Below are 25,815 nucleotides of genomic sequence, written 5' to 3' on the forward strand. Positions count from 1 at the left end.
GCTTGACGTCAGCGCGTGGCTTGCCTGGCTTTCGAAGCCGCCGAATCGGTGGTTCATGAGGGCTGCGCGTCGAGCGCATGGCCGGGCTGCAACCGGGGGAGGGCGTGGACGCCAGCCGCTGACCGGTCGTTGCCAATGCCGCCCGGCAAGCGTCGGAACGGTCGCGCCTCGACTCAGCGCTCGGCGATATCCTCGCCTTGCAGGTATGAGGAGGCTTCGACAATCGACTCCGCGGTCCAGCCCCGGTTGGCGCCCCGGCCGCTGACCTCACAGTCGCCGTCGGTGTGGACACCCACCAGGTGCCCCTGCCGGTTGAGCACGCCCGCGCCGGAGCTGCCGACCAGGGTGTCCAGGTCCCCGTAGAAGATGAGCTGGTTGCACGAGTCCAGGTACCGGCCCTCGGCGATGGACTTGGGGTAGCCGCGGGGATGCTGGACGATGGCCAGCTGCTCGGTGGCCAGGGTCGTCAGCAGGATGGGGGTGACGTCCGGGAGGACGTCGAGCTCGATGAGCGCAAAGTCGGGCTCCACCGAGTGCTCGATGACCGTGCCCGCCGTAATCAAGGGGTCGCCGTCCTCGTCGTCCTCGAAGTTGAAGACAATCAGCGGCACGTCCCCGAGCCGGACACAGTGGCCCGCGGTGAGCACCACGGGGCCGGCGCTCGCTTGGATCAGCGTTCCGGTACAGCGCCCGTCAATGAGCACGACGGCGTCTTCCCGGTCCTGGATGACGTCCGAGAACTCGCCCACGTAGCTGTTGATGGGGGTGAAGTCGAGCGTCGGACCGCACTGCTCGAAGGCACGAACCTCCGGTCTGGAGGGAGGCTCACAGACCGAAGGCTCGGTCCGCTCGGACCGTCCTCCACAGGCGGTGAGGCCCAGGAGGACGGTCCCAGCGAGGAGCGAACCCCACAGCGTCATGCGGGAATCCGTGGGGTGTCGCGCCATGACTCAGTACAGGGTCTGGAGCGCCGTGACGTCGGAGCTCTTGAAGTTACCGGTCTCGGACGAGCCGAAGCAGGAGTTCATGAGCGAGCCGCCCCGGGTGGCCGTGGTCGGCGTGTTGGGGATGTGGATGGCGCCCACGCCCGCGGAGCCCTCGTTGGTGGCCGCGCCACCGCAGCTGATGCTGCGGTTGTAGTAGTCAGAGTGGCGCAGGCCCACGCAGTGGCCCAACTCGTGGGTGATGACGTGCTCGACCACGGCCACGCCGTAGCTGGCGGTGCCGGTGCCGATGTTGATGATGCCGTAGGGACGGCCGCCGGAGGGGAAGCCCGCCGAGCCGCCAGCGCCGGACATGGTGCGCGCGGAGATGGTCGCGCTGCAGCCGGAGCCGCCACGCTGCATGGTGAAGGACAGGCCCAGGGCGTTGTAGTTCGCGATGGCCCGGTCGAGGGCGGACATCAGGGTGGAGTTGTTGGAGAAGGCCGCGTTCGGAACGATGCAGATGCGGCTGATGGAGGAGCTGACGAGGTTCGTCGTGCGGTACTGCTCCTGCGTGTGAGGGTCCGTCTGGAGCATCTCGCGGGACGCATCGAGCGTCACGTGCGCGTCGCGGCCCACGTACACCTGGCCGTCGGCGACCATGATGTCGTCCGCCGGGAAGCCGGCCTCGACCAGGTTGGAGATGATCTCCTCGTGCTCGCCCTGCGTGTCGGCCTGCATGTCGGTACCGCAGCCGGCCAGCAGCGCGCTACCGCTCACCACGAGGACTGCAGCTCCCTTGAACATCTTCTGGAACATGGGCATCGGAGGTTCCTCGTACTCAATGACTTCGGGGGACGCGTCGTCCGCCTGGTGTCCACCAGCCGCGGCCAGACGCGCCCCGCCTCTGAGCAATCGAAGGGCCAACCCATCCCACAGACTGATAAAGCAGAAACCGTTGTTTAGTCTGGAGTGCCAGCGCACCAGGGCTCGGTGTCGAACTCGTAAACGGGTTTGACGTCCGGGGCGCCAACCCCGCACCAACACAGGGGATTCTGCTTGAAAGGAGGGGCGTTGCGAAACCACACAGTGATGTCTGGTTATCGGGCACCTGCCCCATGGGGCAAAGACACCCCAGTCATTGTTTGCCACAACTGAAAACAAACTTCATCCCTGAAATGACGCGGCCGCTGAAAAGTGAACTGACGCACGGCTGCGCGCGTCATCCGGGAAAGATGGCCATGTCAACACTTGCTCGGTGTATCCAGTCACCCATGCCAATGCGCCACGTCACCTATCCCGTCGCCGCGCTGCTGGGCGCGGCTCTGTCGTTCCTTGCTGGCTGTGGGGGAACGAAGTCGAGCAGTCCCTCTCCGCTGAATGCGCAGGGCCAGGAGTCCTCGGCTCGCCAGGCGGCTGAAGCCTGGAGTCGCGCTCGCGTGGGGGACCGCGTCACCTATGCCTTCTCCGCGAGCCAGGGGCCCTCGCCTGAGGGCGGCGATACCGCGCGGACCCTGGAAGGGCAGTTGACGCTGCAAGTGGTCTCCGTCCAGCGGCCCTGGGTCTGGGTTCGCGTGGCGTTCACGGACGCCTCGGGTGGCGCGCTGGCGCATCCGCGGTTGGCGAGGGACCTCATGGTGCCCGTGCGCTCGGATGATACACTCGCGCTCGAGGTACCGCACCCGGGAACGGCCACCGCGGAGCGCCCGTCCATCGCGGGCCGTACGTGGGAGGCCCTTCGTTACGTCAGCGATCAGCGCCCCGTGGATGGGCCGCTGCGCTCACGCATGTATGCGAATGAGCCAGGGCCGCTCTATCTCACCCGGGGACTGCTGGAGGCGAGCGTCGAGACGGCCGGGTTCCGCACGCCGGGCCGCATCCAGCTGTCGTTGCGTGAGCTGAATGAGGGCTCGCCCGCCACCCAAGCACCCGCGCCCGCGCTGGAGCGTCCGCTGGGGCCTGGGGCGTATTTTGATCGACAGGTGGACTTCGCTCCCACCCACGAAGTGCTGCGTGTGTGTTTCACCGCGGAGCGTGGCTACGTCCTCCGCTCGGAGGGGCCGGTCGGTGACGGGGCGGACCCGTGCTCCGACTTCTCCCAGGCGGAGCCGGAGCCCCTGGAGGACCTGCTGATGGGGCTGCCCTGGGAGGTGCTGTCCTCGGGTGACTGGCCTCCCGGTGGCGCCACGGGCGCCCGTGGCACCTTCACGGCGGAGGGCCGCTCCATTCCCGCGGTCACTGACCAGCGCCCCGAAGACGTCGAGGGCACGCAGCACGTCTTCTCGGAGACTTATGCGGAGGACCCCTGGGCCCCGGGGCTCGCGGGTCTGCCGTATGAAGCGCGCTTCCAGGCGCTCGTCAGTGGCACCGAGCGCACGGGGCCAGGAGGCCAGCGTGAGTCGGCGGGTGGGGCGCGGCTCGTGAAGTGGGGGCCCTGGCTCGGCGGGCAGGAGTAGGGCGCGCCCGTTCGAGTCGACGCAGGCGCCCCATGTCGCGCGAGGCGGGTGGGGGTAGCGGGAGGTGCGGAGGCCGCTGCGCCGTGAGTGGCCTCCGCTGCCGGGCCCGAGGCTGGGCGCTGCGGTTGGTGCCCGCCGACATGCCGAGCGGGGCTACACTGCGCGCACACCGGAGGCTTCATGCACCTTGAGAGATTCCGTCGGCTGCCCGCGCTCCTGCTTCTTGGACTGTCCTTCACGGGGGCGATGGGGTGCTCGGAGGATGACCCGGGCGTGGACACGCCCAACCCGCTGACGAATCCCAAGGATGGGCCGCCCGCGGGAAATCAGAACCCGGAGGCCACGTGCACCATCCCAGCGGAGGCGGGCCTCGCGGACGTCTCCCGGCCCACCTCGGTGGTGGGCACGGGAAGCCCGGAGAGCTGTACCAGTGACGCGTTCATCGAGGCGGTGGCCCGGGGTGGAGTGATTACCTTCGACTGCGGACCCGAGCCCGTCACCATCACCCTCGACCGGACGGCGAAGATATTCAACGACACGGGGCCGGAGATCGTCATCGACGGCAAGGGGCTGGTGACGCTCAGCGGGGCAGGGCGGCACCGCATCCTCTACATGAACACCTGCGACCCGGAGCAGGTGTGGACGACGGCCCACTGCCAGGATCAGGACCACCCCCGGCTGACGCTGCAGAACCTGACGTTCGTGGACGCCAGCTCCAAGGCGGAGACCGAGTACGACGGCGGCGGCGCGGTCTGGGTGCGCGGTGGGCGCGTGAAGGTCATCAACTCCCGGTTCTTCAACAACGTCTGCGCGGACGTCGGACCCGACGTAGGGGGCGGCGCCCTCAGGGTGTTCAGCCAGCACCGGAACCAGCCCGTGTACGTGGTGAACACGACCTTCGGCGGCAGGCCCGGCTACGGCGGGACCTGCTCCAACGGCGGCGGCATCAGCAGCATCGGCGTGTCGTGGACCATCATCAACAGCCTGTTCTCCTACAACCGGGCCGTTGGCAATGGGGCGAACCCCGCCCAGCCGGGGACGCCGGGTGGGGGCAGTGGTGGGGCCATCTACAACGATGGGAACACGATGACGCTGTCCCTATGCGGAACGCGAATCGAGCACAACGCGGTCAACGCGCATGGAAGCGCCATCTTCTTCGTGAGCAATGACCACTCGGGCGACATCCGCATCGACCGCTCCGTCATCCGGAACAACACGGGCGGCTCGTGGTACCCGACGTATCCGCAGATCTCCAATCATGACGACACGCCCATCCGCGTGACCGACTCCACGATTGAGTGAAGGCGCTCTTCCAGGGCGATTGCGGCGGGTGGGGTTCAAAGCCTTGGCGCTGACGCGCGATTCCAGGAGCGGGTGTACCGAGAGGCGCGGGTCACCCAGGACGGGTGCCATACTTCGGTGCCCCGTCTTGCCCGCCAACGCCTGCTTCCGTTCACTTCGGCATGTCACCGAGGGGGCTTTGGACCTGGCTTCGCTCACGCTCCGTGAGCGTGACAAGCCCTTGCTCCCGCGCGACCGGCAGCCACAAGGTGAGCTCCGCCAGCATCGCCCCTTCGGTTTCGCCGACCCGCACCGCGAGCTCCTTCGCCAGCTGCGGTAGCGGCCGTGGCGTCGCGCAGCCTTCGAGCGTTACCCGTTGCCAGTCGTGTAGCGGCGCCATCGTCGGGCGGAAGTCCATGCGGCTCACCGCCAGCACCGTGCGTGCTGGCGGCGGCGCTTCGGGCTGAATGCCGCGCTCCACGGCCGCGAGGAAGGGGCGAACGTCGTGACGAGCCTCGACCAGCCGCAGACACGGCGCGGTCGCGACGACCACTTCGGTACCGAGCAACAGCCCGTAGGGGCTGATGTCTGGGCTCGTCACCGTACCCTCCAGCCCCGGCGCCCGCAGGGCTTCGAGCCTTGCGCGCTCCACCCGGGCCAGGTCCGCGGGCAGGTCCAGCAGCGCGCGCCGCTCCTCCGGCACCGAGGAATCGGGCGGCCGGGTTCGCTCGAGGTATCCAGCGAGGCCCGCCCCCAGCTCGAACAGGTCGTAGCTTCGTGGGGGACTCGACCAGAGATAGCCCACCACGAAGCGCTCGAAGAGGGCCTCTCCCACCAGCGCCCGCAGGGCCGGGAAATCAGCCCGCAGGCACTCCTGGAGCCGGGCGAGGTAGCCCTGGGCGTAGATGGCGACGCGCTCCGGAGCCCCGAGCCCCCGGGCACCGCGCACGAACGCCTCGCATCGCGACGAGGCGGTGTGACCTCTCGCGGGGAACCCAGGGGCGGTGATGACTGTCAGGAACCATGTCTGCAATTCCCGCAGCGAGGGCCCTCCGGTCCGTGTCTCGGTCTCAGCGAACGAGGTCATGGAGCACCCCGAGTGGCAGCGGGTTGGCGTGGACGCCTTCTCGGACCGGACCGGACAGTGGCACGTCTGGCAGCTCCCCCGCGAGCACGCCTCGGGCCTTGTGCAGCTCCGCGACGAGGTCGGGGTAGCTGGGGATGGCCGCGTCCCACTCGAGCAGGGTCGATACGCCTCCGGTCAACTCCTGCGCGAGTCGGTAGAGGCGCCAGACCGGTGTCGGGACAGGGTGGTCGTGGGTATCGATGAGGTACTGCCCGAAGTCGGTCGGCCCGGCGATGTGAAGCTGCACGATGTGCGCGTGGGGGAGCTCGCGAACGTAGTGCTCCGGGTCGAAGCCGTGATTGTGGGACGAGACGAACACGTTGTTGACGTCGAGCAGCAGGCCGCAGCCAGTTCGCCGCGCGAGCTCGGACAGGAACTCCCACTCGGGAATCGTCGAGGCGTGGAACTCCAGGTACGTGCTTGGGTTCTCCAGCACCAGGGGGCGGCCGAGGACTTCCTGGACGCGAAGGACCCGTTCCGTGACGTGCTCCAGCGCCTCCTCCGTCAGTGGCAGCGGCAGCAGGTCGTGGCTGGTGCGCCCGGCGACGCCGGTCCAGCACAAGTGGTCCGAAACCCACGCCGGCGATACGGCGTCCGCCAGGTGGCGCAGCTTCGCGAGGTAGTCCATGTCCAATGGGTCCGTCGAGCCAATGGACAGCGAGACGCCATGCATGACGATGGGCACCTCGCGCGCCAGCTTCAGCAGCACATGGCGAGCGAAGCCGTGATCGCCCATGAAGTTCTCACTGATGATTTCGAACCAGTCCACCTGCGGCGGGTGATGCAGCAGGTGGTGGAAGTGCTGGGCGCGCAGTCCGAGCCCGAGTCCGAGCGCAGGCAGGCCCAGACGCGCTGGCGTTTGCATTGCCGGGTACCTACGAGCCATCAAGTGGAGGGAGGGAAGGCCAGGCGCAGGTCATCCGGCTGCGAGGGCTTCTGGGGGGGCGTCTGCTGGCGGTACTGCAACACCATGCAGTAGGCGTCCCATGCGACGTCATAGACGGGCGCCCCCTTTTCGAACGGCAGGGTGCCGATGGGCGTGGACTCGGTGTTGGCGTGGATGTCGAAGACCTGCATCTTCCCGGAGTTCGGGAAGAGCTGCGCGGCGGCGATTGGCACTGCGCAGCCCCCGAAGCCACCGCAGCGGTTGTCGCTGGGAGCGCTGTAGAGCGTGTCGCCGCCACCACACAGGACCTGGGCCTTGAGGGACGTCCCGCAGCTGCCGCCTCCATTGACGGACTGCACGAAGCCGCAGCCGCCCTGGCCCTTGCAGGCATTGGAGCCCCGGCAGGTGTGGTACGTTGAAATCGATGGCATCCCGCCTTTGCCCGGCTGGTCGAGGCTGAGCCCCTGGCAGGCGTGGTAGAGCGTGCCCGGCTTGGCCTCCTCAATGCCCAACGAGAGGTCCGGAGCCTGGCCGAGCGTGGCCCAGCACATCGCCATCCGGTCCCCGGAGCCGCTCATCGAGGGGAAGGGGAACTGGCTGACCTTCCCGCTCCAGTAGTCGTTCAGCACGCGGGTGATGCCGGCAATGGCACCCGCGGCAATCTGGCTGAACTGCGTGTGAACGCTGCCGTCCCGGTTGCGGGCCTTGAGCCGGTTGAGCGCCGCCGCGACATCCGCGGCCGGGGGAATCTTCGAGGAGGGATCGACCGCCGTGCCGGTCAGCAGGTCCGCGGGCTTCCACGGCGCTCCGCCGCGGTCCGCGTGCCACTTGGGCCACGTGACAATCTTGCCGAGGAGCTCCGTCTTGATCTTGGAGAAGCGCTCGTAGTGGTCGGACGCGTCATTACCGTAGCGAGCCGAGGCGTCCCGGGATGGCGCCAAATTTCCATTGGCGTCGTAGGAGGGATAGTCGGCCTTCAGCGCAGGCTCGGAGGACCGGTAGTTGGGGGCCACGACCTCCAGGCCCTCGAGCCCCTCGCTCTTGAGCATGGCTCGGAGCTTGACGCCCACGGTGCGGCCTTCGCCCTGGTCGGTGATGGCGTTGATCATGTTGATGGCCGCGTGCAGGGCCTCCGCCTGGGTGCCCTTCGGCAGCATCGCAGCGAAGCCGGGATATTCCGCCATGGTGTGGCCGGGGCTGGACGTGTTGAAGAGGTCCCGTTGGACCCCCGAGGGGGTGTAGACGCGTTCCCACAGCGTCGTGCCATCGCTGTAGCGAAGTTGCATGTACTGAACCATGCACTCGTACATGTATCCGATGGTCCCAAACAGTGGCAGGTCCGACTCCGTCTTGTTCGGGGTCCAGTCCTTGAAGGGCACGGCCGGGAAGTACTTGGAGAGCGCGCTGGGCTTGATGCGCTCGCGGGCCGCGTTCTCGGGCTCCTCGATGGCGAGGAACAGCTCGATGAGGTTCTTGTCGAGTGCCCCGATCTGGACCTTGATGTTCTCGTAGGTGGTGGTGTCACGGAGATCGATGATGTGAGGAATGGTCGACAGGGTGGGGCCGTAGCAGGTCCAGCCGTAGCGGGGCGTCTGCAAGGTCCTGCTGGTGAAGTCTGGCTTCACCCCCATGCCCGTGGCGAGGTTGGCCGCGAGCTGAAGGTGGAGCATCTCCTGGATGAAGACGCTGAAGAGGATGTTGAAGGCCTTCTCGTTGGCGGTGCCAGGCGCGTGGGTCGTCGCGGCACCGGGCCAGCGCCGACCCTTGTAGAAGGTCTGCTTCGCGGCGTTGATCTCATGCATGCCCTGGATGGAGTACATCCCCGCCATGTAGAGCGGGATGGTGAAGAGCTCCACGTTGATGGCGGCCTGGGCCAGTGCCCGTAGTGCCGCGGTATCCGTGGGAATGAGCGAGGGATCTCGGGCAACGGTGTTTTGAGAGGTGGTCACGGCTGGGGCTCCGGTTCGGGTGGGGAACGGATGCGGAATGCGAGGGCAGCGGCCTGGCATTCCGAGGCCCGGCATTCAGCAAGGTCTGTGCCTCTCAGTGCCCACAGGATGGTGCGATGAACTGTCATTGGCCACCGCGTCCTTTGAGGACGCGCCGCGTCCCCGGCGTACGCTCCACGTGGTTGAAGCCCCCTGTGTCAGGAAAGTTGTGTGATGCCTGGAGGAACTCATGGACCCGTAGGGTGAGAGTCCCGAAGCGGCAACAGGTCGAAGCCGCATAGCTGGGGTGGCGCCGACAGGGGAGACCCCTCCGGTGAAGCCCACCGACAAAGCCCCGCTTCAGCGGGGTGAGCGAGTGCGCGGGCCGTAACGATGCGTGAACGCCTGGTCGAGGCCCCGTCAATTGATACCTCCGGGTGCCGAGCCGTCACAACTACGGCGAAGGCAGCAGGACGTTCCTGCAGAACGACCGAGGGGACGTACCACCCGGCGGGGTAGAGGGTGACGGCACGTGCACAAGGACATGAGTGGAAACAGGGAAGGGCTCCTCGTCCCGCGGAGAAAACCCGCGGAAGCAAGGTAGCCGCGGCGAGCCGACGAGGCGAAGCCCGGCGAAGGCGAGAGCCCGGCGGATGGGGCCGTAGTAGCGCAGAAGCGGGGTAACGCCCGTGGAGCGAAGGGCCCCTACCGGAGGCATTCCGAGTGAGGAGCGAGGCGGGAGCGGGATGACAAAGCCGGTGAGCGTCAAGGTAGTTGTCGCGTGAGAGAGTTCAACCGATGCGCTTCAACTCCTGCACGGCCGGGGTGGGGTTCGGGGAGGAGTTGAGGCGCACCGGCCCTGCCGGTGTCCAGTCGCGCGTGTCGCGGCTCCAGCGCTCGGGGTGACGGACGCGGGCGCGCTGGTACACTTGGTGGCGCTGGGTGAGGAGCGCGGCCTTGCGGCCGAAGTGCCTGTCGTCGGGCGTGACGAAGCGGATGGCGGAGTGGCGGTGCTCGGTTCGGCCCCGGATGCCACCGCGCGCCGGAAGGCTGCCACGGTTCCGGGATACAGCTACCTGCTTGCACTCGTCCCTTGGGGTGGTCGCCTCGGCCGGTCGGCCGAGGCGACCAATTCCCTGACACAGGGGGCAGATTGCCGCGCGGCAAGTCCACGTCGGCCTCCTGGAGCACGATCAGCTCGCCTTGCCGCAGTCCTGTCTTGAGCCCTACGATCACGAGCTGGCACCTTGACCATAAAGGGACAGCCTCACTAACGTGTCAGCAGGCCCACCCCAGTTGTGTCGGCCGAGAACCCGCCTCAGCCAGGACAAGAACGCAGGGAGACGACGCGATGGACTTCAAAAGCTTAGGTGGCGGTAGCGCGGCAGACAAGCTCATCGTCCCTCGGGATCTCTTTAATGTTCTTCCGGCCAAGGCGCCCCGCTACCAGTACCCACGCGACGTTCAAGCCGACGTCTGGAACCAATGGTTTAACCGACGCAACGAGCGCGATCTCACCATCAAAATGAACACCGGCAGCGGGAAAACCGTCGTCGGGCTGCTTATTCTTAAGAGTTGCTTGAACGAAGGGGCGGGACCTGCGGTGTACGTAACGCCGACGCCCTACTTGGTCCAGCAAGTCCTCAAGGAAGGACGCGATCTTGGGCTTGAGCTTACGGAGGATCCTCGATCGCCCCGCGTAATGAGCGGGAAAGCCATTCTGGTAATCAACGTTCACAAGCTCATCAACGGACAGTCCGTTTTTGGCGTTGGCAGCGAAGGGGTCGAAATCCCAATTGGAAGCATCGTAATCGACGACGTCCACGCGTGCCTCGCCGAAACCGAAGAGCAGTTTTCAATTAAACTCGTCTCGCCTGTCCAAGCCTACAAAGACCTCCTAAAACTCTTCATCTCCGATTTTGAACATCAGTCGCTTTCTGGGGCAACAGAAATCACCGAACAAGAGCCCAACAGAAACATGCTTGTCCCGTATTGGGCGTGGGAAAGCAAACAACAGCAAGTCCAACAGATCCTTCGCGAGTTCGTTCGCAAATTTAAGAACGACAAGGACAAGGACAACAAAGAATATAAGGACATTGCCCTGTTTAGGTATCCCCTAATCAAGGATCACCTGAGTCTATGCGAATGCGTGTTTGGCGAAGGAGAGGCGGAAATCACCCTGCGCTGCCTCCCAATTTCGGTGATTCCCAGCTTTCAATCAGCACAGCGCCGCATCTTCATGAGCGCCACAGTCAGCGACGACAGCGTACTCGTGACGCACTTCGACGCCGCGCCCGAATCAGTTCAAAAGCCGATCCATCCGGAGAGTTCCGGTGACATTGGGGACCGGATGATTCTTGTTCCTCAAGAACTCAATCCATCCCTTACCGACGACCAAGTCAAAGAGTACCTCAAGCAATGCGCCCAAGTAGTTAACGTTGTTGTGATCGTTCCATCCAACTTTCGCGCCAAGTACTGGGCGGACGCAGCCGCAGTCACACTTAGCACCGACGATCTTCAAGCGGGAATCGCGAAACTCAGGCAAGGCCACGTAGGGCTAGTGGTGCTCGCGAACAAATATGACGGCATCGACCTTCCCGACGATGCCTGTCGCATCCTCGCGATCGATGGGCTTCCAGATGTTCGAGGCCGTCTTGAAAAGATCGAACAGGGCATGCTGTTTGGCAGCGATCAAGTTGTTCGAGGCTCCATACAGCGAATCGAGCAAGGAATGGGACGTGGCATTCGGTCCAACGAGGACTACTGCGCCGTATTCCTGATGGGGCGCTCTTTAACAAGCCATCTCTATGCACGAAACGCGAAGTCGTTCTTTAGCGCCGCCACCAGGGCGCAACTTGAGTTGTCGGAGCAGCTTGCAAAGCAGTTCAACAATCCAAGCATTAACGACATTCATCAAGCTGTGCGACAGTTTATCAAGCGAGACCCCGACTGGATCCAGGCGTCCAAAGCAGCCATTGTTGGCGCAAAATACGCAACGGGCCAGACCAGCCACATAGCACTAAGTCAGCGACGCGCCTTCAACTCTGCCGTCAATGGTGACTATCGCGACGCACAGTCCGCGATGCAGAACGCTGTAAATGCCGAAAAGAACGACAAGACAAAAGCTTGGCTGATGCTGCAGATGGCCGAATATCAGCATCGCACCGACGCAGTGCAGTCACAGCTAATACTCAAGGAGGCGGTTCGCCTTAATCCGCAGATTACCCCGCGTCCGCTGGAGGGCATCGAGTACACCAAGCTGCCAAGCAAGCTGGCGGAGCAAGCAAGCCTCTGCCTGTCGTATCTGCGCCAGCAGTATCCGAGCCCGAACACCTTCATTCTCCAGATGAACGCCTACCTTGATGCGCTCATATTCAAACCGGGTACAGCGCCGGTTTTTGAGAAAACCCTGGCAGACCTCGCGCTTACAATCGGATACCTCAGCCAAACTCCGGAAGGCACAACGGGTAGAGGCCCCGACGTACTATGGAGCTTAGGAAGGCAAAAGTTCTACGTCATCGAATGCAAGAACGGCGCAACCGTCGACACCATTGCCAAGGATTACTGCAATCAACTCACAGGCTCTGTGACTTGGTTCACGGAGAAGTACGGAGGGTGTGGCTCCCATCCTGATCATGCTGCGCGCCGCACCTCGGCCCGCTGCGGCGCAAGCGTGAGGCGCATGGCCGCGTCCCACCGTTCCGAGAGCACCAGGGCGCGCAAGTCCAGGATGTGCTGACCGGACGCCTCCTTCCAGCGGGCTCCAGGGCGCTTCATGCGCAGGGTGACGAGAGACTTGCAGGTGGCCTCCACGTTGCCGCTGCCAATGGGCAGCCCCCGCGCTCGCGCCTCCGCGTAGTGCATTCGCTCGCCGTGGTTCTCCAGGTAGGTGAGGGCCTCGTGCACCGGTTGGCCGTCGCCGAGGACGACATGCCGTTTGCCGCTGGCGTGCAACGCGATGGCAATGGTCCACGCCGCCCCGGGCGTGTTGAGAAGGGACAGCTTCCACTTCTCACGCAGCGCGGAGGCCTTCTCTTCCCCAGCCACCACGCGCGCCGCACTCCCAAGCTTCTCCATCAGGTGCCAGAAGTCCACCAGGCGCGCCAGCTTCTTGGCCCCGGGGGCGTGGGTGGCCAGCGCCTCGTCCAGCAGGGCGTGCAACTCAGGAGCGCCATCGGTGAGGACGACGACGGACAGGTCGCGCCGTCTGGAAACCAGGGTTTGGACGTCGCGGGCCAGGCGCTCGGCAACCTCGCGGGCCTCGCCCCGCGGCATCCGCCCGTAGCGGAGGGTGCCCAGCGCTTCGCCGTGGGCGTCGTGGAAGGAGAGGCAGGCCGCGTAGGCCATGCGCCAGACGACGTCCACCGGGCGCGTGGGGGCGCCCTTGCGAGGGCGGCCCACTGGCCGCTTCTTCGGCTCCTCCATCGGCACGGCCACCCTGTCCATGCTGACGCTCACGCCGCGGGTGCCTCGGGGCACTCGCAGCTCCCGGGCCTGCGCCGCCTCCACCCGAGGCCGCTGGCCGCCATACAGCGCTCCCACCGCATGCCCCACCCGCTCGAAGGAGGCACGGCAATAGGGCAGCACGCCCACCTGGCGCGCCGTCGCCTCCGCCTCCCGCGAGGTGCCCCGGGCCAGCAGGTACGCCATGGGCACCGCCGCCTCCGGCAACCAGCCGTCAGCGACGCACCCGGCTTGGACGCTGATGGTGTCCACTGTGGGGCCATTGCGCTCACCCACCCGCCGGTAGAGGCTTCTCTCTATTTCGACGGGGCCTTGCCGCGTTTTGTACGTCGCCGCGTACCGTCCGACTCGGACGTAGGGCTGGCCGTCGATGAGGACTCGTGCCGCGTCGAGGTCGAGCCCTCGAAGCAACCTCCGCTTCACCAACCGCTCCGTCCGCTCCGCTCCGGCATTCACCTCCTGCCATGCGGCGTCGAACGCGGCCAGGTCCCCTCTACTCGCCCCCTCCACGCCTCGGTGGGCGCGCTTCAGCGTCTCCTCCAACTCCTTGACGCTGTCCTCGAACCCTTCCGGCACTTCGATGGTGACCTTCGGCATCGTTTGATGTCCTCCGGTGGCACAACCCACCAGAAACCTCTCATTCTGCCGGCTACCAGGCTCACAGTGAGCCCCCTACCTGGCTGCTCACTCGTTGCTCAGTTCCAGAGCCACACCCAGTACGGACCAACCTGCACGGCCACTCCCATCATGGTGCATCCCGCCTCTGTGATTGAATACGCAGCGACAATGCACCCTGACGCACGCGTCATGACAACGCCCCATCTAGATGCATTGAGAACTGTGAGGTGGACCCCATCGGCTGGACCACTTTGGGGCAATCCATCTTTGCGCCTGAGCCGACGGTGAGAGTGTGTTGATACGTCGTCGTCGTGGTCGTGTCGAGGGGGGCGCGGGGGGAGACTCGTAACCTGTGGATAGCTGTGGAGGCCTGTGGAGTCACGCCGCGTGCTCGATGAGGCCGGTGCGGTAGACATGCATGGGCGTGCGGTACCCGAGCGCCTGGTGCGGGCGCTCGAGGTTGTAGAAGCGCAGCCAGCGGCCCACGCCCGCCCAGGCCTGGCGCACGTCGGCGTAGGCGTTGAGATAGACCTCCTCGTACTTGAGGCTGCGCCAGAGCCGCTCGACGAAGATGTTGTCCACGCACCGGCCCTTGGTAACCGTCCGGCCAGTGACGTGGCGTGAGCGGTTGCAGACGGACGAGGACCGTGGTCGGCGAGCACCGCGAGGATTTAGAGGCTGGGCTGGAAGAGTGAGTCGGGCGGGTCGGCGGCGCGTCGACGAATCCACTCGTGGGGCAGCAGCTCACCGATGCGTGAGTTGGGATGCGTCTGCACCCGCAGCAGCACGTCGGCCAAGTACGCTTCGGGATTGACGCCGTTGGCCTCGCAGGTGGCCACCAGCGCGTAGAGGCCGGCGAGGTTTTCGCCCGCGGCCTCGTGCCCGACGAAGAGAAAGTTTTTACGGCCCAGGGCCGCCTTCCTCAGTGCTCGCTCCGAGGCATTGTTGTCCAGTGGCAGCCGCACGTCCTCGACGAAGCGCGTGAGGGCCTCCCACTGCTTCATCGCGTAGGAGATGGCCTGGCCCAGTGGACTTTTGGGCGGGTGACGCGGTGCCTGGGCTTCCAGCCAGACGCGCAGTCGCGCGAGGACGGGGGCGCTATGCACCTGGCGCAGCTCGCGGTGGGCGGCCGTACGCACCACGCCCGCCTCGCGCGCCTGGGCTTCCACCCGGTAAAGCTCGAGGATGAAGTCCAGGGCCTCACGCGCCTGGGGGGCGGTGGCCAGCGCGTCGAAGAAGCGGCGGCGGACGTGGGCCCAGCAGCCGACGCGCACCCGGCCCTTTGGCAGCGTCACCGCGTTGTAGCCGGTGTATGCGTCCACCACGAGGGCGCCCGAGGTGCCACCCAGCACCTCCTTCGGCGTCCTGCTGGCCCGGCCCATGCTGAAGCGGTAGCCGATGAGCCACTCGCCCGCCTCATTCTGGGTGAGGAAAGTCCAGAGGTAGCCCAGCTTCGTCTTCTTCACGTCCAGCACACGCAGCGGCGTCTCGTCGGCCCACACCACGTCCGCGGACGCAATGCACTGCAAGAGGTGCTGGGAGAGAGGCAGCAGCACCGAGGCAGCCTGGTGAAAGAGGTCCGTCAGCGTGCTGCGGCTCATGGGTACGCCGCTTCTCTCGACTCTTTGCGCCAGCCGGTGCAGCGGCATGGCATCGGCGCACTTGGACGTCACCACGTGCGCCAGGAAGCCAGGGCCATACTCGCCCCTGTCCACCACTCGGGCCGGAGGCGAGGCGGTGACGACGCCCCGGCCGCACGTGCAGGCCAGGACTTCCTGCACGTGCACCTGCTTCTCGAATCTCGCGGGCACGTACTCGTACACCACCGAGGCACGGCCTTTTCCCAGCGGCTTCAGGTCCTCGCCGCCGCACGCGGGGCAGCAGCGCTCCTCGGCTGGCACCGCGTGGCGAATCTCCCGTGCGGGTGCCTCCTCGGCTTTCCGGGCCGCCCTTTCCCGGCGCTTCTTCTTCGCCGCCTCGTCCCGGGCCGCCTTCGAATCCGCCTCGGACGCGGCCCCACGAAGCTCGGCGGCCACCGTGGGCAGCTTCTCAGTCCTGCGGCCGAAGACGTGGCGCTGCAGGGCCGCCAGCTGCCCCTTGAGCGCGTCCACCTCTCCGCCGATGCGGCTCACCTCGGCCTTGAGCTCCTCGGCTTCCTCGCGCCAGGGGCAGAAATGGTCTTGAGGCAGCACTCGCGGCACGTGGCCTCAACACGCTGCCGCCACGCTGCGTCCCGAGCCGGGCCCGTCAGGTGCCCGTGCGCCCGGGAGGCGTCCAGGCGGGCTGACGCCGCACCTGGGCCACGTCAATGCCGTCCAGCAGCATGGCCAACTGCGTGGCATCCAGGTGCACCACCTGCGCGCCCGCGTCCACCGGAGGCAGCCGGAAGCGCCCCGTCTCCAGCCGCTTGTACAGCAGCACGAAACCTCCCCGGCTCCACGTCAGCACTTTGACTCTGTCGCCCTTGCGCGAGACGAAGGCGAAGAGGTGCCCTGAGTAGACGTCCTCGCCCCACTCAGCGCGCACCAGCGCCATGAGGCCATCAATCGACTTGCGCATGTCCACGGGCGCCGTCGCCAGCACCACGCGTACCGACGCAGGTAGGGCGAACACGTCTCAACGCCCCAGCGCGGTGACGAGCCGGGCCACGTAGTCGACGTCGGTGCCCATGGAGAAGCGCACCCGCGCTCCGCTGGCCAGCACCACCTCCAGCAGCGCCGGACTCGGCTGCGGCGTGCCCGTTACCTCCACCGGCAGCAGGCGCACCGGCTCCGCCTTCCTGGCCAGCTGGCGCCTCCGCCGGTACACCCACGACTGCAGCGTGCTCAGCCGCAGCCCCCGCTGCGACGCGAACTCCTGCTGCGTCAGCCCGCTCGCCTCGAAGGCTTCAGCGACCCGGAACCACTCCTGCTTCTCCACCGGCTTCGACATGCCGCCAGGGTCCACGGCGCCGACGCCTCACTCAACGTCCCTCCGCACGTCGTTGGCCGGACGCTTACGCCACAACGCACCGGGCAGGTGCCACGGCTCGGCCTTGGCATTCGGCGTGGGCGCTGGCGGCCGCAACGCACCGGGCAGGCACCACGGTCTGGGGTGGTGCTCGGCACGAGCCCTTGCGGCCACCACGCACTGGGCAAGCGCCACGGCCCGAGGTGGCGCTCGGCACGGGCAGGCGCCTCGGCTCCGAAGTGGCATTCAGCGCGGGCTGGCGCCACCCTGGCCCGGAGTAGCGCGGGGCTTGTATGCTGGCCCCCACAGCGCGCCGGTTAAGCACCACGGCTCCAAGGCGGCGCGGCGCCCGGGTTTGATGCCCCGCAGGGACCAAAAAAGAACCAAATCCAATGGACGGTCCTGGACTCACCCGGACGGAAGGCCACCCCTCTTTTCAGAGGGAAAACCAGGCGGGCAGCCTGTGGCCCGAGTAGGGACCAAATCCGCCTGTGCGGCTTCGATTCCCGCCGCCTCCGATGGTAGCTGCCTATTGCCGTCGGAATCCGGGCAGGTTTCGCTGCTACATCATCGATGCGCCTTGACTTTCGTTTTCCCCTCGATAAACGCAGCCAACCCATCCAGCACGCGCTCCATCCCGAACGCAAACGCGCCTTCGGGGTCGTGCGCCCCGTAGGTCTCACCGGCGGTCTTCCCGACACGGGCCAGCACGGGGTAGGGCGTGTAGTCGACGGTTTCGAGGAACGGTGCGACGCGGTACCACCATTCCTCGTCCGTCATTCCGGTCAGCTCCTTGACCATCTTCTCGCGGGCCGCGTTGCGGACCGCTCCGTGGACGTAGTCGAGGACCATCGTAATGATGCGGTCCATCTCCAGGTCCGTGAGCCCGAGCCCTTCGATGGCGCTCAGGGCAATGTTCGCGGACCGGAACGTGTTCGGACCGAGCACGGTCCGGTGCGTCACCAGTTGAATCACCCACGGGTGGGCCAGGTAGAACTGGCGATAATCGTTCGCCACCCGGGCCAGGTTGGCCCGCCATGCGGCGGGCTTGAAGACGGGCTGGTCCTTGAGGATGTCCCCTGACACCGCGTCCAGCATCAGGTCGAGCAGCTCCGCCTTGCCGGGGATGTGCGTGTAGAACGACATGGGCGAGATGCCGACCGCTTCCGCCACCCGGCGCGTGCTGACGGCATCCAGGCCCTCGGTGTCCGCGATGGCCACGGCCGCTGCCACCAGGTCCGCCACGCTCGCCTTGGCCTTCGGGCCCCGCTTCGGCGCCTCCGTCCGCCCCCACAGCAACTGCAGGGATTTCAACGGGTCGCCCCGTCCCGAAATCTCGTCGCTCATCCGTACCCCGCGATAACTATTTACAGCGTACGGGGTTGTTGTGCTAAACCTCGTGCGCTGTACGAAGTTACGGCCCGCCTGAAGAGATGTCGAGCGATTTGCTGAACGCCCGCCCGTGGACGCGCCTCGTCCGCGGGACGGGAGTCGTCTGTCCAAAGTCCCAGCGAGAGGAGCCCCTCATGATTTCTGCTCGCGGTTTGACGCGCAGTTTCAAGACCAAGACCGGCACGGTGGAGGCTGTCCGAGGACTCGACCTGGAGGTGGCGGAAGGGGAGTTGGTGGCGTTTCTCGGGCCCAATGGCGCAGGGAAGTCCACCTCGGTGCGCATGCTGACGACGCTGCTGCCTCCGTCATCCGGGACTGCGCGCGTGGGCGGGTATGACGTGGCGGCGGAGCCTGCCTCCGTGCGCAGGCAGATTGGCTACGTGGGGCAGGGGAGCGGCTCGGGGCCCTACCACCGCGTCCGCGATGAGCTGGTGACGCAGGGCCTCGCCCAGCGCATGAGCTCCGCGGCGGCCCGGAAGCGCGCGGATGAGCTGCTCGGCATGCTCGAGCTCGAAGGGCTGGCGGACCGGGACTGTGCCTCACTCTCGGGTGGGCAGCGGCGCCGGCTCGACGTGGCGCTGGGCCTGATGCACACGCCCAGAATCCTGTTCCTCGACGAGCCGTCCACGGGGCTCGACCCACACAGCCGCGCCAACCTCTGGGAGCACATCACCCGCCTCCGCAAGCAGAGCGGCATGACGCTCTTCCTGACCACCCACTACCTCGACGAGGCCGACACCATGGCCGAGCGGGTCCTCATCATGGACCACGGCGTGGTGATTGCCGACGACACGCCCGAGAAGCTCAAGGCCGACCTGGCCGGCGACGCGCTGCGAGTCACCGTGAGCGACGAAGCCCAGGCCGGCAAGGCCGCCGAGCTGGCCCAGGCCCTGCCTGAGGTTCGCGAGGTTCGCCGCGAGGACCGCTCCGTCTCGGTGACGCTCCGCGATGGCGAGATCATGCTCCCCGAATTCCTTCGTAGGCTGCAGCGCGCGGGAATCGAGGCCGTGAGCGCCTCGGTCAAACGCCCGACGCTCGATGACGTGTTCCTCGGTCTCACCGGCCGGTCCCTCCGTGAGTCCGCCGCGTCCTGACCGCGTCCTCCTCATTCTCGGAGAACTCCATCATGCGTTTCCTCATCGACACCCGGATTGCGTTCGGCCGTGAGATTGGTCCCACGCTCCGAAGCTGGTACTACATCGTCTTCGGCGTCATCCAGCCGCTGCTCTACCTGGGGCTCTTCGTTCCGTTGCTCGGGAACGTGCCCACGGGCGCGACGGGCAGTCCGCTCCAGTGGTTCGTGCCCGGCATGGTGGTCATGCTGGTGCTCTTCACCACCGTGTCCTGCGGCTGGAGCCTGACCGAGGAGCTGCATTCGGGCTCCTTCGAGCGGTTCCTCGCCACGCCCATGAGCCGCCCCGCCATCCTCGTGGGCCGGGCCTTGAAGGAGTTGGTGCCACTGCTGGTCCAGGCGCTCATCGTCATCGCCGTGGCGGTACCCTTCGGGCTCGAGCTCCACGCCGTGTCCATGCTGGTGGGGCTCGCGCTGCTCCTGGCCTTCGGCGTCGGCGTGGCGGCGCTGTCCTACTCCCTCGCCATCGCGAGCAAGCGCGACGGCTCGCTGTTCTACCTCGTCTCCCATTCCGTCTCCCTGCCGCTGATGCTCCTGGGCGGCGTGCTGCTTCCCATGGAGATGGCGCCGCGCTGGCTCTACATTGCCTCGCGCTTCAACCCCCTGGCGTACCTGGTCGAAGCGGAGCGGGCCTTGTTCGCGGGGGAGTTGTTCACACGGACCGTCGTCCAGGGCGTGGGCGTCGCGGCGGTTGTGGGTCTGGTCGGCCTGGCGGTGGGCGCCACGGCCATCAAACGTGCCTCACTCTGAGGAGAAGGTGTCCATGTACGGTTCCATCAAGATTCGTGGGGCTCGCGAGAACAACCTGAAGAACGTCTCGCTCGACATCCCCAAGCGGAAGATCACCGTCTTCACCGGCGTCTCGGGCTCGGGCAAGTCGTCTCTCGTCTTTGGCACCATCGCGGCGGAGAGCCAGCGCCTCATCAACGAGACCTATCCGGCCTTCGTGCAGCAGTTCATGCCGCACTACGGCCAGCCGGACGCGGACAGCCTGGAGAACATCTCCGCGGCCATCATCGTCGACCAGCAGCGGCTCGGCGGGAACTCGCGCTCGACGGTCGCCACCGTCACCGATGCCGCGCAGATGCTGCGCGTGGTGTTCTCCCGGCTGGCCGAGCCCCAGCTCGGCAGCCCCGGCTTCTATTCCTACAACGACCCGCGTGGCCTCTGCCCCGACTGCGAGGGCATCGGCCAGGTCGCGTCCATGGACATGGACGCGGTCATCGACACGTCCAGGTCCCTCAACGAGGGCGCCATCCTCCCCAAGGACTACGCGGTCGACAGCTGGAACTGGGCCATCTACGCGCGGTCCGGATACTTCGACCTCGACAAGAAGCTGTCCAAGTACACGAAGGAGGAGCTGGACAAGCTCCTCCACCTGGACGACGGCCGGAAGATCAAGGTGGACAAGCTGAACCTCACCTACGAGGGGCTCGTCCCCCGGCTCCGGCGGACGCTGGGCTCCAAGGACCCGGAGAACGTCCAGCCGCACGTCCGAGCGGAGTACGAGCGCATCTTCACGCGCGCAACCTGTCCCGCGTGCAAGGGCGGGCGCCTCAATCAGGCCGCGCTCAACAGCCGCGTCATGGGGAAGAACATCGCCGAGTGCTCCGCGATGCAGGTCTCCGACCTCGCCGTGTTCGTCCGCAAGATTGCCGCGCCCTCCGTGGGACCGATGCTGGAGGCCCTGGCCCACCGGCTCGACAACCTGGTGACGATTGGCCTGGGCTACCTCAGCCTCGACCGTGAGAGCTCGACGCTGTCGGGCGGTGAGAGCCAGCGGGTGAAGATGGTGCGCCACCTGGGCTCCAGCCTCACCGACGTGACGTACATCTTCGACGAGCCCAGCGTGGGGCTCCACCCGCACGACGTCGGCCGGCTCGCCGGGCTGATGAAGCAGCTCCGAGACAAGGGCAACACCGTGCTCATCGTCGAGCACAAGCCGGACATGATTGCCATTGGGGACCATGTGGTCGACATGGGGCCCAAGGCCGGGGCGCACGGAGGGACGGTGGTCTACCAGGGCACCTACGAGGGGTTGCTGACCTCAGGGACGCTCACGGGCAACCACATGAAGAAGCACCAGCCCATCAAGACGACGCCGCGCAAGCCCACGGGCCAGCTCCAAATCAAGGGCGCACGGCTCAACAACCTCCAGAACGTCTCCGTCTCCATTCCGAAGGGCGTGCTGACGGTGGTGACGGGCGTGGCGGGCTCGGGCAAGTCGTCCCTGATTCAGGGCTGCCTGCCCAAGGCCTATCCGGAGACGCTCATCATCGACCAGAACCTGGCGCGGGGTTCGCGCCGCTCCAACACCGCCACCTATACCGGCATCCTCGACAACGTCCGCAAGGCCTTCGCCAAGGCGAACAAGGTGGATGCGGCGCTGTTCTCGGCCAACTCGAAGGGTGCCTGCCCGGACTGCAACGGGCTGGGCGTCATCTACACGGACCTGGCCCACCTGGACCCCATGGTGACGCTCTGCGAGACGTGCGAGGGCAAGCGCTTCACCGAGGAGGTGCTGGCTCACCGGCTGCGCGGCAAGTCCATCAGCGACATCTACGAGATGTCGATCAGCGACGCCGTGGCCTTCTTCACCGAGCCGGCCATCGCCAGGATTCTCCAGGGGCTGGATGACGTGGGCCTGGGCTACCTGACGCTGGGCCAGCCGCTCTCGACGCTGTCCGGCGGCGAGCGCCAGCGCCTGAAGCTCGCGGCGGAGCTGGGGCGGTCGGGCAACATCTACGTGCTCGACGAGCCGACCACGGGCCTGCACATGAACGACGTGGATACGCTGATTGGCCTGTTCGACCGCCTGGTGGATGGCGGCTCGACGGTCATCGTCATCGAGCACAACCTGGACGTGGTGTCTCGCGCGGACTGGGTGATTGACCTGGGGCCCGGCGCCGGTCACGAGGGCGGACGCGTCGTCTTCGAGGGCCTTCCCGCACAGCTAGCCGCTCACCCGGGCTCGCTGACCGGAGAGCACATGGCCCGTCGCCAGAAGGCGTAGTGGCGGGACTGCCGGAGCGGCGCCAGACGCCGTGCGCCGCTCCGGTGGAGAGGAATGACTCAGGCCGCCGCCGGCTCCAGCTTCCAGGGAACGAGGTTGTAGTAGTCGTCCTTGGGGTAGAGCTTGCCTTCGGTGCCGTAGAAGGCGAGCGACGCGTCCGTGCGGCGGTCGCCCTTCTCTGCCTGCCACCGGCTGCGGATGTTGAGCCCGTCCTTCTTGAAAGGAGGATGCCTACGCCCGTGCCGCGATGTGCGAGAGCCCCCGGAACGCGGTTTCCGTGGTGGCGCCGTACACCCAGTGCGCGGCGAGCGCGCCCAGGTGGCTGCTGGCGGGCGTCTTGTTGGGCGGCGGTGAGAGCTTCAATGCGGGCACCGCCACCTCGTCGCCCGCGAGGAAGAGGACCGTGCCGAAGCCCAGGCCCCAGAGCTTCCCGAGCAGGGGCGTGCGCGACCACAGGGCGCCGTAAATCGCGCCCCACATGGTGCCGTAGGTGAGGTGCACCAGGTTGCCGAGCCGCTTCTTGCGCTGCCCCTCGACCCGGACGCCCAGCGGGGACAGCGCCTTGCGCGCGACCTTCTCCGTGGAGGACTCCTGCGCGCCTCCGCTCGATTCCTCCTCCAGCAGCCGGCTGATCAGGCTCGGGAGCTTCGATGTCACCGACGTCATGGCGAGCGTGCCGAGCAGCCCCGCCGCGGCCCCCATGGCCGTGTCTCTCAGCAGCGAGTCATGTCCTGACCTGGAAGACGCGAAGCGACGCGGCAGTAGAGAGCGAACCATGGTCACAGGCCTCCTGGAAGGTGATGGAGCCATCACTGGCATCCCCGTGGAGGTGCGCACGGCCCGACGCGGCATCAGGGAACGGACGGCGCCATGCCTGCCCCGGGCCACTGCCTCCCTGCGTGCTTTGACGCCCTGCCAGGCCGCAATGCGCGCCGGGGCTGCCCTTGCCTGGCGGCACGGCACGCCTCCAAGGGGGCAATGACAACCAGCGCGAGCAGCTGATGCACGACGTGGCCGTGGGCCGCAAGCGCACAACGGCAGTCCATCCCGGCGGGACGCCGTTCGAGTCGACCCACCTGGGCGGGAACAGCCAGGACCCTGACCGCGCAGTGCTCGCCACCATCGAGCATCCAGGCACTGTCGCGCTCCCCAAGCGCCAGGACCACTGACGCCGTGCGTTGGGACGTTCCAGCTTCAAGTCAGACGGTGCAGGGCAAACGCTTACGTCTGGATATGAAGTGGGCGCTATTGACGGAATGCCAATAGCGGTCCATCATCTCCAAGAAGTCGAGCTTCGCGTCGTTCCCGTGACCAGCCAGTCCGCCTGACGATTGGGTGTCGAGCAGGCCCAAGCCCAGGGCTCCACCGGCCCGTGGTGCGCAATGGCTGCGGGATGACCGTGGCATGACAGCTGAGCCTGGCGAGGCGCTCCGTGATGAGTCTTTCCTCGAACCTCTGCGTCGCCGCACACAGCCGGCAGGGAGCCGGTAACACGCAGTGAGGGAGGAGGGACCCATGAGCACCGTGAGGGAATCGTTCGCGACGGTCAGGACCACCGTTCCGTTCATTCGAACGTTGTTGGTCGCGGGAGCACTGGCGAGCCCCACCGTGGCCGGTGCAAGCGATCTGCTCGGCAGTCGCCGAGGTGGCTCCGTGCAGTGGGACTTTTGTTATGGCAAGCCAGACAGCGCCCTCTTGCCAGTGGACCCGCGAACCCTGGTGCAGCCGGGTATCAGCAATGGTCGCGCGGTGCATTTCAATGCGTTCTGGAAGGACTGTCATGTCGACCCCGAGGCGGTGCAGGAGGAGGGCCCCGCGCGAACCTGTGGGGAACTGCGCCAGCGCTACAATCGTGGCGCGGCCCTGCTGACGAACGGTCACCCCGGCGTGGGCGCACTGTTCACCGGCACCGACCCCACGGCGATCGAGTCGGCGTTTGGCATCTCCACCTTCACGGCCGCGCAGTACAATGAGCTGTGGCGTGTCTGGGGCTTTCTCTTCCGTCCCGACAACTTCGACGCGCTGGTGGCCCAGCGCTACGGGTCAGGCCTGAGCACCGAGCGAAACCCCTACCCGCTGCCCGGGCAGAACCCCAACCGCACCAATGGCGGGAGCGGGCAGTTGCCACAGATGCTCACGCAGCTGCGGAACCCGGACGGAAGCTGGAGCGGACGCATCGGCGTCACATGCCACGCCTGTCACAGCGGCGCGGTGGGGACTCCCGCGGACGGGCCCGGGCTGGGCGTGGTGGAGGGGGGCGGCAGCAGCCTGGCGGACCTGGACCTGTTCCTGAGTGACTTGCTGCCCCTGGGCTATCCCGCGTCGCTGGCCACCTTCCTGAACCTCAATCGCACCCGTGGCACCAACAACGCGAGCGACATCAACCTCGCCTTCCTCTTCCCGGATGAGGAGCCACTGACGCCCTCCGAGGTCATCGGCCTCATCAACTCCGGGTCCACGGCCGGTATGGATACGCCCGCCTGGTGGAACATGGGGCATCGGCCGGTGAAGTTCGTCGATGGGGTGTTCCCCATGGATGCGCCGCGCGTGGACATGGTGTTCTACACGCCGTTCTTCGGCTTGTTTGGAGGCATCGGTGGGCCACTGAGCGAGGCGGGGCAGGACTGGATGCGCTCCAACGGCCCGCCGCTCAACACCTGGGTCGAATCGCTCAAGTCACCTGCCTATCCTTTGCCCATCAACCAGACACTGGCGGAGCAGGGGGCCGTGCTGTTCCACACGCTCGACATGTGGGCGCCGGGGCGCAACAACCCCGTGCCACGGCCCCAGGGCAACGGGTCCTGCGCGAGCTGCCACGGCGCCTACTCGCCTCGCTATGTCAATGACCCTGCCTTCCTCGCGACTCCGGCGCTGGAGGGGATGGCGAGCTACATCGTCCCCCTGGACATCATTGGCACGGACCCCGTCCGGGTGAATACCAACAACCATGCGGTGCAGACCGCTGGCGCCAAGAACTTCTTCGGCTACCCGCCGACGGCCGGCACCGCGCAGGACTGTGGCCCGCAGAACCAGCCACACATCCGGGGCGACCGGAAGCTCGGTTACCTCGCGCCGCCGCTGTACGGTGTCTGGGCGACCGCTCCGTACTTCCACAACGGCTCGGTCCCCAACGTCTGGGAGGTGCTCAAGCCCTCGGACCGCAAGCCCATCTGGCGCCGGGTCTCCGCGCCAGCGCGCTGGGACCAGCCTGGCGTCATCATGGGCTTCGACACCAACCTCCAACGTGCCTTCGACCCCGTGAAGCTCGGCTGGAAGTACGACACCATCGCTTGTCAGTGGCGTTCACCGCTGAATCCAGCGGTGTCTCCGTACATCAACTGCGACCCAGGCGACGAGTTCCGAACGCCCCTGGCGCAGGAGATGATGAGCGTTCTCTACAGCAACCTGATTGTCACCTGGAACATCCTCTTCCCGCCGACCCGCACGCGACGGCAGCTCGAGGATCGGAAAATCTACAACACCCACGCCTTTGGCCAGGACAACGGCGGGCATGAGTTCAACGCCGTGCTCACCGACCCGGAGCGCCTGGCGTTGATCGAGTACCTCAAGACGCTGTAGCTCGGGGCTGCGGCGGCCCCTGTTCGCGGAGCCCTCTGGCTGCGCGAACAGGGCAGGTCTCCGTGGCG

Annotated in this window: 19 protein-coding genes; 7 read left to right on the top strand and 12 right to left on the bottom strand. The window is 66.5% G+C overall.

Going from position 1 to position 25,815, the window contains the following annotated elements; translation table 11 throughout:
- Positions 1-173: 173 nt before the first annotated feature.
- Together VZL07_RS28840 and prtB are read right to left on the bottom strand one after the other, a co-directional pair.
- The gene (locus tag VZL07_RS28840; protein ID WP_426751077.1) at positions 174-947 is read right to left on the bottom strand and encodes a trypsin-like serine peptidase; all 774 of its coding nucleotides are present in this window, start codon (positions 945-947) and stop codon (positions 174-176) included.
- Between the two features lie 3 nt (positions 948-950).
- The gene (gene prtB, locus VZL07_RS28845) at positions 951-1,748 is read right to left on the bottom strand and encodes a M57 family metalloprotease PrtB (RefSeq protein WP_426751078.1); all 798 of its coding nucleotides are present in this window, start codon (positions 1,746-1,748) and stop codon (positions 951-953) included.
- Positions 1,749-2,197: 449 nt separating this feature from the next.
- Here prtB and VZL07_RS28850 point away from each other — a divergent pair, with 449 nt between their 5' ends.
- Both VZL07_RS28850 and VZL07_RS28855 read left to right on the top strand, forming a co-directional pair.
- Positions 2,198-3,379 (top strand): DUF6068 family protein, encoded by a 1,182-nt coding sequence (locus VZL07_RS28850; protein WP_426751079.1) that lies wholly within the window; start codon positions 2,198-2,200, stop codon positions 3,377-3,379.
- A gap of 180 nt (positions 3,380-3,559) precedes the next feature.
- Positions 3,560-4,681, top strand: coding sequence for a hypothetical protein (locus VZL07_RS28855; protein WP_426751080.1), 1,122 nt, complete (start codon positions 3,560-3,562; stop codon positions 4,679-4,681).
- 151 nt (positions 4,682-4,832) lie between these two features.
- Here the strand turns inward: VZL07_RS28855 and VZL07_RS28860 are convergent, their stop codons facing one another.
- Genes VZL07_RS28860 through VZL07_RS28870 form a run of 3 tightly spaced genes read right to left on the bottom strand, consistent with a single transcriptional unit; the run spans position 4,833 to position 8,621 of the window.
- Positions 4,833-5,747, bottom strand: coding sequence for a putative DNA-binding domain-containing protein (locus VZL07_RS28860; protein WP_426751081.1), 915 nt, complete (start codon positions 5,745-5,747; stop codon positions 4,833-4,835).
- Positions 5,731-6,651, bottom strand: a complete 921-nt coding sequence (locus tag VZL07_RS28865) for a DUF692 domain-containing protein (protein ID WP_426751082.1) — start codon at positions 6,649-6,651, stop codon at positions 5,731-5,733. The genes VZL07_RS28860 and VZL07_RS28865 overlap by 17 nt, the downstream gene beginning before the upstream one ends.
- Positions 6,652-6,671: 20 nt before the next feature.
- Positions 6,672-8,621, bottom strand: a complete 1,950-nt coding sequence (locus VZL07_RS28870) for a ferritin-like domain-containing protein (protein ID WP_426751083.1) — start codon at positions 8,619-8,621, stop codon at positions 6,672-6,674.
- 1,330 nt (positions 8,622-9,951) lie between these two features.
- Between VZL07_RS28870 and VZL07_RS28875 the strand changes: the two genes are divergently transcribed.
- A complete protein-coding gene (locus VZL07_RS28875) occupies positions 9,952-12,339 on the top strand; it encodes a DEAD/DEAH box helicase (protein WP_426751085.1) in 2,388 nt (795 codons plus the stop codon).
- Here the strand turns inward: VZL07_RS28875 and VZL07_RS28880 are convergent.
- The 6 genes from VZL07_RS28880 to VZL07_RS28905 form a co-directional block, all read right to left on the bottom strand.
- Positions 12,234-13,661 (bottom strand): ISKra4 family transposase, encoded by a 1,428-nt coding sequence (locus VZL07_RS28880; RefSeq protein ID WP_426750373.1) that lies wholly within the window; start codon positions 13,659-13,661, stop codon positions 12,234-12,236. The genes VZL07_RS28875 and VZL07_RS28880 overlap by 106 nt on opposite strands.
- A 399-nt stretch (positions 13,662-14,060) precedes the next feature.
- Positions 14,061-14,411 (bottom strand): integrase core domain-containing protein, encoded by a 351-nt coding sequence (locus tag VZL07_RS28885; RefSeq protein ID WP_426751086.1) that lies wholly within the window; start codon positions 14,409-14,411, stop codon positions 14,061-14,063.
- The gene (tnpC, locus tag VZL07_RS28890) at positions 14,354-15,874 is read right to left on the bottom strand and encodes an IS66 family transposase (RefSeq protein ID WP_426757397.1); all 1,521 of its coding nucleotides are present in this window, start codon (positions 15,872-15,874) and stop codon (positions 14,354-14,356) included. The genes VZL07_RS28885 and tnpC overlap by 58 nt, the downstream gene beginning before the upstream one ends.
- A gap of 55 nt (positions 15,875-15,929) precedes the next feature.
- A complete protein-coding gene (tnpB, locus tag VZL07_RS28895) occupies positions 15,930-16,295 on the bottom strand; it encodes an IS66 family insertion sequence element accessory protein TnpB (protein ID WP_176416745.1) in 366 nt (121 codons plus the stop codon).
- 3 nt (positions 16,296-16,298) lie between these two features.
- Positions 16,299-16,613: an IS66 family insertion sequence element accessory protein TnpA gene (gene tnpA / locus VZL07_RS28900; RefSeq protein ID WP_426751087.1), complete on the bottom strand. Its 315-nt coding sequence runs from the start codon at positions 16,611-16,613 to the stop codon at positions 16,299-16,301.
- Between the two features lie 585 nt (positions 16,614-17,198).
- Positions 17,199-17,978 carry a TetR/AcrR family transcriptional regulator gene (locus VZL07_RS28905; protein WP_426751088.1) on the bottom strand — a complete coding sequence of 260 codons (780 nt, stop codon included), beginning with the start codon at positions 17,976-17,978 and terminating at the stop codon, positions 17,199-17,201.
- 179 nt (positions 17,979-18,157) lie between these two features.
- Here VZL07_RS28905 and VZL07_RS28910 point away from each other — a divergent pair, with 179 nt between their 5' ends.
- From VZL07_RS28910 to VZL07_RS28920, 3 genes are read left to right on the top strand one after another with little or no spacing between them, the layout of a single operon-like run.
- Positions 18,158-19,117, top strand: a complete 960-nt coding sequence (locus VZL07_RS28910) for an ATP-binding cassette domain-containing protein (RefSeq protein ID WP_426751089.1) — start codon at positions 18,158-18,160, stop codon at positions 19,115-19,117.
- Positions 19,118-19,149: 32 nt separating this feature from the next.
- Positions 19,150-19,905 carry an ABC transporter permease gene (locus VZL07_RS28915; protein ID WP_426751091.1) on the top strand — a complete coding sequence of 252 codons (756 nt, stop codon included), beginning with the start codon at positions 19,150-19,152 and terminating at the stop codon, positions 19,903-19,905.
- A 13-nt stretch (positions 19,906-19,918) separates the two neighbouring features.
- Entirely contained in the window at positions 19,919-22,168 is a 2,250-nt protein-coding gene (locus tag VZL07_RS28920) for an ATP-binding cassette domain-containing protein (RefSeq protein WP_426751093.1), read from the top strand.
- A gap of 231 nt (positions 22,169-22,399) precedes the next feature.
- Here VZL07_RS28920 and VZL07_RS28925 read toward each other — a convergent pair whose 3' ends face one another.
- Positions 22,400-22,945 carry a DUF1440 domain-containing protein gene (locus tag VZL07_RS28925; RefSeq protein WP_426751095.1) on the bottom strand — a complete coding sequence of 182 codons (546 nt, stop codon included), beginning with the start codon at positions 22,943-22,945 and terminating at the stop codon, positions 22,400-22,402.
- A 738-nt stretch (positions 22,946-23,683) separates the two neighbouring features.
- Between VZL07_RS28925 and roxB the strand changes: the two genes are divergently transcribed.
- The gene (gene roxB / locus VZL07_RS28930; protein WP_426751096.1) at positions 23,684-25,747 is read left to right on the top strand and encodes a rubber dioxygenase RoxB; all 2,064 of its coding nucleotides are present in this window, start codon (positions 23,684-23,686) and stop codon (positions 25,745-25,747) included.
- Positions 25,748-25,815 lie beyond the last annotated feature (68 nt).

The organism is Pseudomyxococcus flavus (assembly GCF_050038885.1).
GTDB lineage: Bacteria > Myxococcota > Myxococcia > Myxococcales > Myxococcaceae > Myxococcus > Myxococcus flavus.